The sequence below is a fragment of the Enterovibrio gelatinilyticus genome (assembly GCF_028683095.1).
GTDB lineage: Bacteria > Pseudomonadota > Gammaproteobacteria > Enterobacterales > Vibrionaceae > Enterovibrio > Enterovibrio gelatinilyticus.
This window is the reverse complement of record NZ_JAJUBC010000010.1, coordinates 71,953-85,454: the sequence shown is the minus strand read 5'-3', so window position 1 is coordinate 85,454 and position 13,502 is coordinate 71,953. Positions and strand designations below refer to the sequence as shown.

14 protein-coding genes are annotated in these 13,502 nt (G+C 49.4%); 9 read left to right on the top strand and 5 right to left on the bottom strand.

Annotated features, from left to right (window positions below):
• Nucleotide 1: 1 nt before the first annotated feature.
• The 5 genes from fliG to LRP50_RS10425 are packed head-to-tail and all read right to left on the bottom strand — an operon-like array spanning nucleotide 2 to nucleotide 5,510.
• Nucleotides 2-1,009, bottom strand: a complete 1,008-nt coding sequence (gene fliG / locus LRP50_RS10445; protein WP_274164404.1) for a flagellar motor switch protein FliG — start codon at nucleotides 1,007-1,009, stop codon at nucleotides 2-4.
• On the bottom strand, nucleotides 996-2,675 hold the full coding sequence (fliF, locus tag LRP50_RS10440) for a flagellar basal-body MS-ring/collar protein FliF (RefSeq protein WP_274164403.1): 1,680 nt from the start codon (nucleotides 2,673-2,675) through the stop codon (nucleotides 996-998). The genes fliG and fliF overlap by 14 nt, the downstream gene beginning before the upstream one ends.
• A gap of 12 nt (nucleotides 2,676-2,687) precedes the next feature.
• On the bottom strand, nucleotides 2,688-3,032 hold the full coding sequence (gene fliE / locus LRP50_RS10435) for a flagellar hook-basal body complex protein FliE (RefSeq protein WP_274164402.1): 345 nt from the start codon (nucleotides 3,030-3,032) through the stop codon (nucleotides 2,688-2,690).
• Between the two features lie 46 nt (nucleotides 3,033-3,078).
• Nucleotides 3,079-4,512: a sigma-54 dependent transcriptional regulator gene (locus LRP50_RS10430; RefSeq protein WP_274164401.1), complete on the bottom strand. Its 1,434-nt coding sequence runs from the start codon at nucleotides 4,510-4,512 to the stop codon at nucleotides 3,079-3,081.
• Complete coding sequence (locus LRP50_RS10425; protein WP_274164400.1) at nucleotides 4,509-5,510, bottom strand: OmpA family protein; 1,002 nt, start codon at nucleotides 5,508-5,510, stop codon at nucleotides 4,509-4,511. The genes LRP50_RS10430 and LRP50_RS10425 overlap by 4 nt, the downstream gene beginning before the upstream one ends.
• A gap of 587 nt (nucleotides 5,511-6,097) precedes the next feature.
• On the opposite strand from LRP50_RS10425, the gene LRP50_RS10420 reads away from it, so the two are divergent.
• The 9 genes from LRP50_RS10420 (at nucleotide 6,098) to rpoZ (ending at nucleotide 13,492) form a co-directional block, all read left to right on the top strand.
• On the top strand, nucleotides 6,098-6,988 hold the full coding sequence (locus LRP50_RS10420) for a flagellar motor switch protein FliM (RefSeq protein ID WP_274164399.1): 891 nt from the start codon (nucleotides 6,098-6,100) through the stop codon (nucleotides 6,986-6,988).
• A gap of 9 nt (nucleotides 6,989-6,997) precedes the next feature.
• Nucleotides 6,998-7,354, top strand: coding sequence for a flagellar motor switch protein FliN (gene fliN / locus LRP50_RS10415; RefSeq protein ID WP_274164398.1), 357 nt, complete (start codon nucleotides 6,998-7,000; stop codon nucleotides 7,352-7,354).
• Complete coding sequence (gene fliP / locus LRP50_RS10410; RefSeq protein WP_274164397.1) at nucleotides 7,354-8,085, top strand: flagellar type III secretion system pore protein FliP; 732 nt, start codon at nucleotides 7,354-7,356, stop codon at nucleotides 8,083-8,085. Before fliN ends, fliP begins: the two co-directional genes overlap by 1 nt.
• Before the next feature lie 2 nt (nucleotides 8,086-8,087).
• Complete coding sequence (gene fliQ, locus LRP50_RS10405; protein ID WP_274164493.1) at nucleotides 8,088-8,357, top strand: flagellar biosynthesis protein FliQ; 270 nt, start codon at nucleotides 8,088-8,090, stop codon at nucleotides 8,355-8,357.
• 3 nt (nucleotides 8,358-8,360) lie between these two features.
• Complete coding sequence (gene fliR, locus LRP50_RS10400; RefSeq protein WP_274164396.1) at nucleotides 8,361-9,131, top strand: flagellar biosynthetic protein FliR; 771 nt, start codon at nucleotides 8,361-8,363, stop codon at nucleotides 9,129-9,131.
• Nucleotides 9,132-9,133: 2 nt separating this feature from the next.
• Nucleotides 9,134-10,264 carry a flagellar biosynthesis protein FlhB gene (gene flhB / locus LRP50_RS10395; protein WP_274164395.1) on the top strand — a complete coding sequence of 377 codons (1,131 nt, stop codon included), beginning with the start codon at nucleotides 9,134-9,136 and terminating at the stop codon, nucleotides 10,262-10,264.
• A gap of 9 nt (nucleotides 10,265-10,273) precedes the next feature.
• Nucleotides 10,274-12,379: a flagellar biosynthesis protein FlhA gene (gene flhA, locus LRP50_RS10390; protein ID WP_274164394.1), complete on the top strand. Its 2,106-nt coding sequence runs from the start codon at nucleotides 10,274-10,276 to the stop codon at nucleotides 12,377-12,379.
• A 156-nt stretch (nucleotides 12,380-12,535) separates the two neighbouring features.
• A complete protein-coding gene (gmk, locus tag LRP50_RS10385; RefSeq protein WP_274164393.1) occupies nucleotides 12,536-13,159 on the top strand; it encodes a guanylate kinase in 624 nt (207 codons plus the stop codon).
• 57 nt (nucleotides 13,160-13,216) lie between these two features.
• Entirely contained in the window at nucleotides 13,217-13,492 is a 276-nt protein-coding gene (gene rpoZ, locus LRP50_RS10380) for a DNA-directed RNA polymerase subunit omega (RefSeq protein ID WP_028025821.1), read from the top strand.
• The last annotated feature ends 10 nt before the right edge of the window (nucleotides 13,493-13,502 follow it).

Genomic DNA, 13,502 nt, shown 5'->3' with positions numbered 1-13,502 from the left:
GTTATTCCATTACTGGCTCACTGAAAAGTTGCAACTCAACGTCACCGGACTCACTGAGCTGGCGAAGTAAGGCAACCATTTCTTTTCTGGCTTCTTCCACCGCACTGATACGCACGCGGCCTTTTCCTTCAATCGCTTCACGCAAGTATTGCGCAGCACGTTTTGGCATGGTGGCAAAAACTTTGTCCATCAGCTCTGGGCTTGCACCTTTAAGTGCGATAGCCAAGGTGTCTTGGTCAATGTCTTGAATGAGTCGCTCCAGCGTCTCTTCGCTTTGCTGCTCAAGAATACTGAAGTTGTACATCTTGCTTTCAAGGCGCTCAACCAACTCAGGGTCGTGCTCTTTCAATCCTTTCAGCACTTTCATGCTTTGCGCAGGCTGCAGACGGTTGATGATCGCCGTGGCTTGATCGGTACCGTCGATTGGCGTGCTGTTTTGGTGCGTCGGCTGATCGAGGAAGCGATTAATCAGCACCTGCACTTCTTCCATCATACTTGGATGGATTTCGCTTAGGTTGGCTACGCGGTACAACAGATCGTCCATGCTGTCTTCTGGCAAACGCATCAAGACTTCTGACGCAATCTCTGGGTCAAGGTAGGCCAAGAACACGGCTTGCATCTGCGGGTGCTCGCTACTGATCAATTCCGCGATTTTTGCAGGCTCTAACCACTGCAAAGACTGCAAGTTCTGCTTGAGCGTGTCGCCATAAATCGAGTTCAACAGCGGTTGGGACAATGAACGCCCCAGTGCTTTGTTCAGCGTGCGTTCTAAGTAGGCGCGAGATGCGCCTGAAATGCCGGATTCAGATTTAAAGTCGTTAAAGAAACGGCCATACACCTGTGACACTTCGTCGTTTTTCAGCGCAGGCAAACTGGCCATTGCCATGGTCAGTTGACGAACCTGTTCACGATCGAGTTGTTTCAACACGTTCGCGGCAGCTTCTTCTCCCATACTGAGCAATAGGATAGCGGCATGCTCTATGCCGGCGTTAAGTTCAACTGTCTGCATTTTTCGGTGTGATCCACTGTTTTACAACATGAGCGACGCGCTCAGGCTCGCGCTCAGAGAGCATTTGCAAATATGATGATTGGACTTCTAACCCCGTTTCCGGCGTCGGTAAGTCTGGCAATTCTTTCACGGCTGCTGCGGGCGTGATCACCTCAACAACCCCTTCATTTTCTGCCGCCAATGCTGGCGCCGCTGTGTTTGTACGCTCTAGCGCAGTCGCGGTTGGCGGTAATCCTTGCACGTCGTTATTGGCGTCAACGTTAAGGTTACGCTGCTCTTTTCGTGAAGGAGTTCCCGACAGCGCACGGATAGCCGGGCGAATGATCACCAGCAATATCACCAAGGCAACAATCGCGGAAAGGATATAGCGCAAGTAGTCCAGCCAGATGCTTTCCATCCACCATTCCGGTGTCGAGGTCAGTAAGGTTGGGGCTTCGGTATTAAACGGGTGGACGAACAAACTCAGTTTGTCGCCTCGCGCTTCATCTAATCCCAACGCATCCGATAGCATCACGCGAATATTGTCTTGCTGCGCAGCGGTAAAACGATCCGGTTCGCCATTAAGCAACACAGAAACACTAACGCGCTCGATGGTGCCTTGCTGGTATTTGATGTGCTTTAACGTGCGGTCAATGGCGTAGTCCGTCGATGACTCACCACGGTTTTTCACGAGGTTATCTTCGGCTTCGCCATCTTCTTCCGGTGGACGGTTACTGAGTGCGCCCGGTACACCTGCGGCGTCTTTCTGGCTGTCGCTATCAAACGAGTTGTATTCGTTTCTCACTGTGCCTTGCGGTGCGTAGGTTTCTTCGGTGGACTCAATACGGTCGAAATTCACATTGGCAGCCACTTCCACTTGGAAGTTATTGAGGCCAACCATTGGACGCAGCATTTTCGCTGCACTCTCAACGTACTCACCTTCTAGCTTTTGGATATAGCTCAGGTGTTGGCTATTACCTTGGCTGCTGAGGCCAGCGCCGTTACCAATTTGGTTCGACAACAGGTTGCCGTGTTGGTCAATCACGTTAACGCGTTCGGCTTGCAAGTCCGACACGCTGCCCGCAACCAAATTCACGATGGCTGAAATGTTGTCACCATGAAGCTCACGTCCCGGCATCAACACCACCACGACCGATGCGGAAGGCAGATCTTTGTTACGTCCAACAAAGAGGGTTTGCTTAGGAATCGCCAAATGCACACGTGCATTGCTGATGCCTTCAAGCGTCATGATTGAACGAGCAAGTTCACCTTCAAGACCATGACGGTAACGGGCATTTTCCACAAACTGGCTGGTGCCGAGCGCAGAGTCTTGCGTCAGGATTTCGAGCCCTGTCGGTTTTGCCGCTTCGATACCTGCCGCCGCCATGGCAATACGCGCCTTCGCGATCTGGGCACGCTCTACCATGATGTTGCCTTTTTGCGGCTCGACATAGTAATCAAAACGGTTCTGTTCAAGTGCGGCAATCACCTGATTGCGATCGTATTGTTCTTGCTCGCCATACAGTGGACGATATTCTCCGCCTTGCCACAAACCAAGCACCACTGCCACGGCAACCGCGACAGCAATAATACTCAGCAAAGCAACAAAACGTGTACCACCGAGCACACGCTGAGGCGTGACTGTGCCGTTAAGCAGGGTCATTTTGTTTTTCAAAAAATTGGTCACCGATCCCACCCATTAAACCGGCATTTTCATGACGTCGTCGTACGCCATCATGACGCTATTTCTCACCTGTACCATGGCGGTAAACGATAGGCTCGCTTTCTGACTGGCAATCATCGCGCCGACCAAATCATCGCTTTGACCGGTGTCGACAGCGGTCATTTTTTGCGATGCTTCCTGACCTTGACTGTCTACATTGCGAATCGCGTTAGAGATAATATCGGTGAAAGAAACTTGGCCCACAGCACCATTGCTCAGTGGATTTGGTGCAATTGAAATCGCGTTCATGTCCGTCACGCTTTGGCGAACATCACTGATTTGGCTCAGAACACTGTCTAAGCCCATTAGGTCATTTTGCATTTCAGCATTCTCTACGAGGGTTGGTACTGTCTAGGGTCTGTTGACCCTAATAGTGGAATGAAGGCTCAGCCAAATCGTTCGGGCCATGAGCTAAGATTTGTTCAATGTCCCACCCGTTTTCACGCATGGTTTGAATTTTGTAGCGAAGCGCTCGTGTGCTCACACCGAGCTCTTCTGCCGATTTACTGCGATGCCCATCGAACCGACGTAGCGTGTCGATAATGGTATCGAACTCCGCCAGTTTTCGGCTTTTTCTCAAACTGGGTTTGTCGTTCGTCATACGCTGGCGATTAGGCTCTATCGGCGCAGGGGTATCTACAACCACTGCGTCCAGTTCAGGCAGATCAGACATGGCGAATGCCCCTGGCAGCATCAAGTCTTCTGCACGGATCACGCAGCCACGGCTAAGCACCATCGCACGCTGAATCACGTTCTCCAGTTCACGAACATTGCCCGGCCATGGGTAGGTTTCCAGCAACTGCTTGGCGTCACTCGAAAAGCCAATAGACTCGTGATAATCCGGCACATAACGCTTAATCATGTTGCTCGCTAACGGCAAGATATCCTGCTTGCGCTCTCTCAGCGGCGCACATTGCAGCGGGAATACGTTCAGTCGGTAGTACAAATCTGACCGAAAGCGCCCTTCTGCCACTGCCACTTCCAGATCCAAATTGGTTGCAGCCAACACGCGGATATCGAGTTTGATCTTCTTATTGCAGCCTAAACGCTCAACTTCTCGCTCTTGCAAGACACGCAGCAATTTCGTTTGCATTGCCAAAGGCAGCTCACCGATTTCATCAAGCAGCAAAGAGCCTTGGTTCGCGACTTCCAATTTACCGGGATGAGACTGTATCGCGCCCGTAAATGCGCCTTTGGCGTGACCGAATAATATGGACTCAATCATGCTCTCTGGTAGTGCTGCACAGTTAATCGCAACAAAAGGGCCATTGGCTCGTGGTGAGGCATTGTGAATAAATCGCGCGAGCACTTCTTTACCCGTGCCACTTTCACCGTTGATCAACACAGAGGCATCTGTTTGTGCCACGCGTTGAGCCATTTGAAACAATTGGCGGTTGTGTGCAGATTCGGTCACCACATCGCTATTGCCGTGTCCGATGGTTTTCAATCGATTCACTAGCTGCGACAGGTGGAAAGATTCGAACGGAGCCAGCAAGTAATCGACCGCGCCGTGTTGCATGGCACGAGACACTGAGCTGGCCTGATCGGCCATAGCAACCACAACAACTGGCCCACCAAATTGCTTAAGTACACGATGCCCAAGCAACTCAGCAGCATCAACACCCTGCGCATATTGGCTTGGGATCAGCACCATATCCCATTTGGCTGACTGCAGTGTGGCGGCGAATTCATCCCAGCTCTGCGTCTGAGTCAATTCGTAGTCCACATGTTGCGTCGCCAAACGCGGAGAGTGCTGAACATGTCGGCACTGAAGCATCAGTATTTGCCATTTTTGTTTCATGATTTACCCGACACGGCCTTCTTAATTAAACGTACAGAAACGTACCGATTTTTATTCTGTTTATTTTTTTCTGTATCGTCGGCAACAAGGTATCTATCACCGTGCCAGCGAAATTCCATTTTTGCCAAAGGCACACCCGCTTCCGCTAAAACGGAACCGACTTCTTCTGCGCGAGCTTGAGCAAGTCGCAGGTTCGCCACGCTGCCTTTTGCATCGTTGGCATAGCCATCAACCAACACCCGGGTTATCGCTTTGTCATTGGCAAGCAGTTCGGCAATCAACGACAAGTCTTCCATTTCGTCGAGTCCGATTTGGTATTCGTCACGCTCAAAGTGAATCGTGGTATTACGCGCCGAGGCGTAGCTGATTGGCAGCATGTTCGCGCGGCACGCATTGAATTTTTCAGATGCACTAGGAAAATGCACATTCGGTACTTGAAGGCTGTGAATTTGGTTTTGCTGGCCTTTAACACTAATCCAAAGCCAATCACCACCAGCAAGTGTGTCATAAAGCGACTGCGCTTTTTTTAGTGTCACACCACCATCAAGCCGCACATCCACTTCGCCGGTGTATTCAAATGTACTCAATACATCGACATGCCAAGGTGGTGGGATCGATTCGACCGACACCAACTTCTCAATCTGGCTGCCAGACTTTGGTTGTACGTGCACGCTAATGGCTTCATCTGGCGAAGCAATGATTTGAACAGAACCAAAACCATTAATCTGGTGCGTAAGTTCACAACGACTCTCATTACCATCAAAGTGCCAACGGCTACCGTCTAAGTCAGACAGCCAAATACGTTCCGCGGAAAAGGCAACCGGTGTGAACAAAATTAATAAAGTAAGTAAGCGCCTCATGAGGTACTTCGATCTCCAGCAAAACGCGAACCAAACTAGGCGAGTAATTGTTTCATGCTCATCCACCAAACGAGACCAAGCATCGACACTGAAAGCCGGAAAAATGGGGCTGTATTCAGCAGACATGTCACTGCGCATAACTCGCTCTTTTGGCGAGAAAGTGGCCTGTTTGGGTCTTAAAACTGCGTGTCTACAATTCCATCCACACCCTCAGGCGCGAATAAGAAAACAATCTCGACGTCAAGTCAACTGTCAATTTTTTGATTACTGACACGCAAAAATAATACACCAGCCATTTAAACGTCAAAATTAACAATATCCAGATAATTAATCCGCACATTCTGAAAAAATAACACCAAACCGCACATTTATCTGGACATGCCTGGAAGGGGGATAATTATATCCACCCAAGTACAAATTGAGAGTTTTTCCCTCTAATAGAAATTGGTAATGGCACTAGGATCATGAAATGAAAGATCGCCAAATAAATAGTCAATTGCTTGTGATTGACAAAACCCTGCTCAATCCGTAGTCTCCCGACACTTTTTGTCTAATATGATTTACTACTGTCGCAAAACCCCACTAATTGCTCTCGCTCTATGTGATTGAATAATCGACGCAATGACAAAAAACACACTTTTACGAAAGACTGTCGGTGCTATCCGGCCTCTACGTTTTTTACCGAATACGATGTTCGTAATGCGGTTTATCTATTGCCAATGGTTATGACTAAGAGAAGTAAAATCATCGCTGAACCTGAACTTGGCGAAGTCAGGGCCTATGATCTAGCCAGCCCTGAACATCGCGTCGGGGCCGTGCAGGCAATCATTGACAATGTGTGCAAACAATTTGAACGACTGGCAAAGCAGATGTTTCAACACACGCTGCGTTGCCCTGTGGAGTTTCAATTTTTGCAACAAGAAGCCATAAAACTGCAGGAATATTTGCAACCGCTGAGCAAGCAGTCGCTTTACCGTGAGTTTAATGTTTCACCGCACAACATAGGCGGTACATTGGCTATCGAACGGGACTTACAGTTCTTTTTGGTTGATTTGTTTTTTGGCGGCAAAGGGCTGTCAAAAGGCCGAACTGAAATCAGTGACACTGAGCTTCGCTTGGTAGAACGTTTCTTCAGCCAAATTCTGCATCAGTACTCCATCGCTTGGCAGACAGTGACGCAATGGCAGTGCCAATTGCAGTCGCGTAATAGCTTACAACTGAGTTCATCAGCGCAAGCCGGTCAGCTTTATCAGGTGTGTCGTTTTTCAATGAATGTTGGTGGTCATAAAGGTTGGGTAGATATCAGTCTTCCATCCAATGGCTTGGATTTTCTTCGTGACCAACAAGCGAAAAGTGAAGATGTTGCTACGGACCCTGAGCTACAACGTATCGTCAATGCCACGCTGAAAAAAGCGCCTATTCGTCTTCACAGTACGCTTTGCGAGCGTCAATTACCGCTTGGCGACATCATGGCGCTAAAAGTCGGTGACGTGATACCGGTAGAGTTGCCAAGTGAAGTGGTGGTTCGTGCAGGGCAAACCCCATTATTTACCGCGAAGGTTGCAGAAAACAACGCAACCTTGGTGCTGCAAATTCAAAATATCATCGAACAGTAATAGAGCATCATGACTGACTTAAATTCTGATTTAACGCTCGATCTTAATGACTTAGATCTGGGCGGACTTGGTGCTGACACTCTGCCGACAGTGGCAAGCAGCAGCAACGACATGGGCTTCATCCGCAACATTCCTGTCAACCTGACATTGGAAGTAGCGAGCACTGAGCTCATGGTTGGCGATCTCATGAATATCTCCATCGGTTCTGTGATTGAGCTAGATAAGCTCAGTGGTGAACCAATGGATGTGCGTGTTAATGGCACGCTACTTGGCCATGCAGAAGTCGTTATTGTTAACAACAAATACGGCCTGCGCCTTGTGAATGTTGTTGATGAAAAAGACATGCTCAAGGGGCTCGCAGGCTAATGCGACACAAGCCTCTGCTGGCACTATTGCTCTTCCTTTGCAGCCTGCCCGTTTTCGGGCAGGATTTGTCTGTGCTCAGCATAACTGGGCCAGATGGCACGGAAGAATACAGCGTCAAGATGCAGATTTTCCTGCTGATGACCATGTTGAGCTTCTTGCCAGCCATGCTTTTGATGGTAACCAGTTTCACCCGTATCATCATCGTGTTGGGCATTTTGCGCCAAGCGATTGGCTTGCAACAAAGTCCTCCCAACCGTGTACTGGTTGGTATCGCGCTGACATTGACGCTGTTTATCATGCGCCCCGTCATCAATGACATTCATGAAAACGCCGTTCAGCCGTATCAAAGCGGTGAGGTCACGCTTCAACAAGCGCTGTCGATTGCGGAAGTGCCACTAAAAACCTTCATGCTGCAACAAACACGGGAAGCTGATCTCGACCAAATTTTACGCATTGCCAATGAGCCAGCCTATAACCCTGATGAGGATATAGAGCTGTTGCTGTTGATGCCGGCGTTTGTGCTCAGTGAGCTAAAAACTGCTTTCCAGATTGGTTTTATGCTGTTTGTGCCCTTTCTGATCATCGATATCGTTGTTTCCAGCGTCTTGATGGCGATGGGTATGATGATGCTGTCTCCACTGATCATCTCTCTGCCGTTCAAGCTGATGGTATTCGTGATGGTTGATGGCTGGACCATGCTGGTTGGCACCCTAACAGCGAGTTTTGGCTGATGATGGGAACAGAGTTCATTGCCGCTTTTTTTGGCGATGCCTTACTGCTGATTGTCAGCATGGTGTGTGTGCTGGTGTTGCCGGGTCTATTGGTCGGCTTGGTCGTGAGTATTTTTCAGGCCGCGACACAAATCAACGAACAAACCCTTAGCTTCTTACCTCGCCTTTTGGTCACTCTTGCCATGCTAGGTTTTGCGGGCCCTTGGATGATGCGTAAAATGGGCGACCTTTTTGCGCGGCTGTTCCAAGACATTCCCCACCTGATTGGATAGCCAATGTTCGAGCTAACTGCCGCTCAGGTCACGGCGTGGTTTGGCCAGATTTGGTGGCCGTTTATTCGCATTGGATCCTTCATGATGCTAGTGCCTATCTTTGGTGGCGCTAACATGCCTGCGCAAGTGCGCGTTGGCTTGACCATGATGATTTGCATCATTGCCGCTCCCCTGATGCCACCTATGCCTGAAGTCGATCCCCTTTCTCTCGACGCAATACTGATTGCTGGCAGAGAAATACTGATCGGCGGCATCTTAGCCCTGTTGATTGAATTGCTGTTCTCGATATTTATGACCTTAGGCCAAATCCTGTCGACACAAATGGGTCTGGGGATGGCAATGATGAACGACCCCATCAACGGCGTCAGTATTGCAGCTATTGGTAAGTACTATCAGCTTTACGCTGTGTTGCTGTTTCTGGCACTTAACGGGCACCTTGTTGCACTCGAGATCGTCGTACAGAGTTTCAATACCTGGCAGGTAGGCGACTTCCCAAGCCAACATGTATTGGACACAGTGATCACCCAGTTCAACTGGATGATTGGCGCTGCGTTGCTATTGTCACTGCCTGCTGTGGTGGCAATGCTATTGGTGAACATTGCGTTCGGTGTGATGAACCGCGCCGCCCCTCAACTCAACGTGTTTGCATTGGGTTTCCCGATGACCATGCTTTTGGGCCTGATGTGCTTGTTCCTGACCTTGTCAGGCATTCCGGATAACTTCGCCCGTTTATGCGGTGAAATCCTGACGCTAATGACAAGGCTGGAGGGCTAACCATGAGCGACAGCAGCAGTTCACAGGACAAAACAGAACGACCCAGTGAACAGAAAATCCGAAAAGCACGTGAGGAAGGAAACTTACCCCGCTCCAAGGAACTGGTCACTGCGCTCATGACCATCGCGTCGGCACTACTGTTGAATGCTTTCTCTTCCGCCATGTATGACATGATCGTGACCGTTTCTCAAATGACGTTGGCACTGGATAAAGAGTCGGTATTTTCGACCGCAAAAATGACAGAGTACTTATGGCAAAGTGCGCTCGCCGCGACGTGGGCCATCGCGCCCATGTTTGCCCTGATTTTAATGGTCACGGTCGGCGCAAACCTTTTGCGCGGAGGATGGAACGTCTCATCGAAAGCGGCCATGCCGAAAATGTCAAAGTTAGACCCAATCGCGGGAGTTAAGCGCATTTTCTCAGCAAACTCCTTGGTAGAACTGATTAAAAGCATTCTGAAAGTGGCGCTAATCAGCTGGGCACTCTATGCCCTGCTCAACCACTATTTAACGGACATTATCGCGCTGCAACGCACTTCGCTCAGCGCCGCAATTCCTGCGTTTCTTGACCTACTTTGGACAGGGTTGTTTGTTTATGGCCTTGCGTTGCTCTTGATTGCTGTTCTTGAGTTGCCGTACTCCTCTTGGGATTACATTCGCAAACTCAAAATGACCAAACAAGAGACAAAAGAAGAACATAAAAACAGTGAAGGTCGACCAGAAATTAAGGCCAAGATTCGTCAACTGCAGCGCCAGATGTCGCAACGTGCCTTGACCAATACCGTGCCGACAGCGGACGTCATTATTACTAACCCGACGCATTATGCGGTGGCGTTAAAGTATGACTTATCAAAAGCCAAAGCCCCGTTTGTTGTCGCCAAAGGCGTAGACGAAGCCGCGCTACAGATTCGTCAAATCGCTAAGCAACACGAACTGCCAGTGATAGAGGTTCCCCCTCTTGCTCGTGCGGTGTACTACTCCACGAACGAGTGGCAAGAAGTACCGGCGCAACTGTATGTCGCCGTTGCCCATGTACTGAATTACATCTTCCAGTTGGATCAATATAAGCAAGGTCGACAAACCAGTCAGCCTGCTCTGCCAACGGTCGTTGTCCCTGAAGAACTACGTCGATAAGCCGTGATCATGAAAACGAAAATTGCCACCATCAGCCAACTATTGGCGAAAGGAAAGCTGGGCGTACCCCTGCTGCTAATGACCATTCTCGCAATGGTCATGCTCCCGATCCCTCCGTTTGTGCTGGATATCCTGTTTACCTTCAACATCGTGCTGGCATTGATGGTGATGTTGGTGGCGGTCTACAGCAAAAAGCCGCTCGATTTCTCGGTATTCCCGACGATCTTGTTGGTGGCGACCTTGCTACGACTGGCACTGAACGTTGCTTCTACCCGTGTGGTTTTGCTGCATGGTCACGAAGGTGGCGACGCCGCAGGTAAGGTTATCCAAGCCTTTGGTGACGTTGTTATCGGCGGTAACTATGTGGTCGGTATGGTGGTGTTTGTCATTCTGATGATCATCAACTTTGTCGTGGTCACCAAAGGTGGTGAACGTATTTCCGAGGTAAGCGCCCGCTTTACCTTGGATGCGATGCCAGGCAAGCAGATGGCTATCGATGCCGACCTCAACGCTGGCATTATCGACCACCTTGAAGCTAAAACGCGCCGTGAAACTATCGCCACTGAAGCCGATTTCTATGGTTCGATGGACGGTGCGTCAAAATTCGTTCGTGGTGACGCCATTGCCGGTATGTTGATTCTGTTTATCAACATCATTGGTGGTATCGCCATTGGCGTGTTCTCGAATGGCCTCGATTTCTCTGAAGCATTCAAGACCTATGCATTGCTCACCATTGGTGATGGTCTGGTTGCCCAGATCCCGTCATTGCTGCTCGCAACAGCAGCTGCCATCATCGTAACCCGCGTTAGCGATGCTTCCGATCTGTCTGGCCAGATATCACGCCAAATGCTGGCCTCGCCAGTGGTCATCTTTGTGGTAGCAGGTTTGATGCTGGTTCTGGGTCTCATCCCCGGCATGCCACATCTTGCCTTCTTAAGCTTTGCCGCTGTGCTAGCGTTTGTGGGCTGGAGAATGCAATCTCCTGCGGAAAGCCCGCAGATTGCCGAAGACCTCGCCCGTGCAGAAGCGCTGGTAGACAGCAGCCCTGCCCTGCAAGAAAACCTTGAAATCAACGCCACTGACATTCCACGTGTTCATGCGATGAGCCTGATGGTGGGCTACCGACTGGTTAGCCTTATCGACCGTCGCCAAGGCGCAGAAGTGCTAAACCGCCTTGCTGGTATCCGTAAAACACTGTCTGAAAAGCGCGGGTTTGTGATCCCGCAAATCCATGTCAGAGATGATTTGGGTCTTGAGCCAAGCGAATATCAAATTGCGGTGCGTGACGCCAACGTGATCAAAGTTGATTTGGAAATGGACCATTTGCTCGCCATTAATCCAGGGCAAGTGTTTGGGGATGTCGACGGCATTCTGACTCGTGACCCCGCTTACAACATGGAAGCGGTATGGATTAAACCGGCCAATAAAGATAAAGCCGTGAACCTTGGTTATACCGTGGTTGACCACGCGACCATCATTTCGACGCACATCAGTAAAGTGTTCAATGAATACGTGGAAGATGTTTTAGGCCCAGACGAAGTAGAGAGCGTGATGAGTCGCCTGTCTCAACTCAACACTCGCCTTGCTGATGACTTGCGCCAAAAACTCTCCCCGCAACAATTATTGCGTGTGTTTCGCCAATTAGCCGTTGATGGTGTGTCACTGAATGACATCGTCACGATCGCCAACTCACTGATCGAATCCTCTGAATTGTCGAAAGACCCAATTTTGCTTTCCGCCGATATTCGCTGTGCCTTGCGCCGCAATATTCTCAGCGGATTAGTGGGCACGGCACACGAAGTGGCTGCCGTTACCTTATCAGGCGATTTGGAACAAATGCTGATGGGCGCACTCAGTCAGGCGCAAACCAGTGGTCATGTACAACTTGATGGCTTCGCCCTAGAACCCACATTGATTGATAAACTGCAACGTACCTTGCCAGAAGTGCTAGATTCGATGCGGATCAACGGACATCCACCTATCTTGTTAGTCATGCCACAACTGCGCCCATTACTCGCTCGATACGCACGCGTTTGCGCACGTGGGTTGTACGTGTTGTCATTCAATGAAATCCCCGATGATCGCAGTGTATCGGTCGTTGGGAGCATGGGGTAATACACCTAAATTACGCTAGACGTGTTTTTGCGTGTTACTCTTATTATAAATAGCGACAAAGGCCATCGCAGAGAGTAAACAACACCAACGCTGGATTTTTTTTATCGAGCGTTCGTGGTACTCTGCGCGCCCTTTAACCTCACAGTGATCAAAACCATGAGCCAAGGTACGCTTTACATTGTTTCAGCGCCAAGTGGTGCCGGAAAATCAAGCCTGATTTCGGCGCTGTTGAAAGACAACCCTCGTTACGACATAAAAGTGTCCGTTTCTCACACCACCCGAGCAACTCGTCCGGGTGAAGAAGACGGTGTTCACTATCATTTCGTGCCGGTTGACGAATTCAAAGCACTGATCGAACAAGACGCGTTTTTGGAACATGCGGAAGTATTCGGTAACTATTACGGTACGTCACGTATTTGGATCGAAGAAATGCTGGCAAAAGGCATCGACATTTTTCTTGATATTGACTGGCAAGGTGCTCAGCAAATTCGTGAAAAAATGCCGTTGGCACAAAGCATTTTTATTCTTCCACCAAGTCGTGAAGAGTTAGAACGCCGTTTGAATGCCCGTGGTCAGGATTCTGATGAGGTCATCGCGAAGCGCATGGAAGAAGCCTGTTCCGAAATCTCCCACTTTAGCGAGTACGATTACGTTATAGTGAACGACGATTTTGACCTAGCTTTGATGGATCTTAAAGCCATTCTACGTGCCGAGCGCATGAAGCAAGACAAGCAAGCCAGCAAATATCACGACATGCTCGACAGATTGCTGGCACAATAGTCAACGCTTTTGTATAATTTTCGGTCATTTTGATTTTATTACTTACTGGAGTTCTTCATGGCACGCGTAACCGTTCAAGACGCTGTTGAAAAAATTGGCAACCGTTTCGATCTAGTATTGGTAGCAGCTCGTCGCGCACGCCAAATGCAAACTGGTGGTAAAGATGCACTGGTTCAAGAAGAGAACGATAAGTACACCGTTATCGCTCTTCGTGAAATCGAAGAAGGTCTGATCACGAAAGAAGTGCTAGACACTCGTGAACGCCAAGAGCAGCAAGAGCAAGAAGCGGCTGAAATGGCTGCTGTAAGCACCATCACAGGCTCACTCCGCTAATCTAACTTCA

Bases quoted from the DNA above. Each gene is read 5' to 3' on its own strand.
- fliG (WP_274164404.1), bottom strand. From the start codon at position 1,009: ATGCAGACAGTTGAACTTAACGCCGGCATAGAGCATGCCGCTATCCTA.
- fliE (WP_274164402.1), bottom strand. From the start codon at position 3,032: ATGCAAAATGACCTAATGGGCTTAGACAGTGTTCTGAGCCAAATCAGT.
- LRP50_RS10430 (WP_274164401.1), bottom strand. From the start codon at position 4,512: ATGAAACAAAAATGGCAAATACTGATGCTTCAGTGCCGACATGTTCAG.
- LRP50_RS10425 (WP_274164400.1), bottom strand. From the start codon at position 5,510: ATGCGCAGTGACATGTCTGCTGAATACAGCCCCATTTTTCCGGCTTTC.
- LRP50_RS10420 (WP_274164399.1), top strand. From the start codon at position 6,098: ATGACTAAGAGAAGTAAAATCATCGCTGAACCTGAACTTGGCGAAGTC.
- fliN (WP_274164398.1), top strand. From the start codon at position 6,998: ATGACTGACTTAAATTCTGATTTAACGCTCGATCTTAATGACTTAGAT.
- fliP (WP_274164397.1), top strand. From the start codon at position 7,354: ATGCGACACAAGCCTCTGCTGGCACTATTGCTCTTCCTTTGCAGCCTG.
- fliQ (WP_274164493.1), top strand. From the start codon at position 8,088: ATGGGAACAGAGTTCATTGCCGCTTTTTTTGGCGATGCCTTACTGCTG.
- fliR (WP_274164396.1), top strand. From the start codon at position 8,361: ATGTTCGAGCTAACTGCCGCTCAGGTCACGGCGTGGTTTGGCCAGATT.
- flhB (WP_274164395.1), top strand. From the start codon at position 9,134: ATGAGCGACAGCAGCAGTTCACAGGACAAAACAGAACGACCCAGTGAA.
- flhA (WP_274164394.1), top strand. From the start codon at position 10,274: ATGAAAACGAAAATTGCCACCATCAGCCAACTATTGGCGAAAGGAAAG.
- gmk (WP_274164393.1), top strand. From the start codon at position 12,536: ATGAGCCAAGGTACGCTTTACATTGTTTCAGCGCCAAGTGGTGCCGGA.
- rpoZ (WP_028025821.1), top strand. From the start codon at position 13,217: ATGGCACGCGTAACCGTTCAAGACGCTGTTGAAAAAATTGGCAACCGT.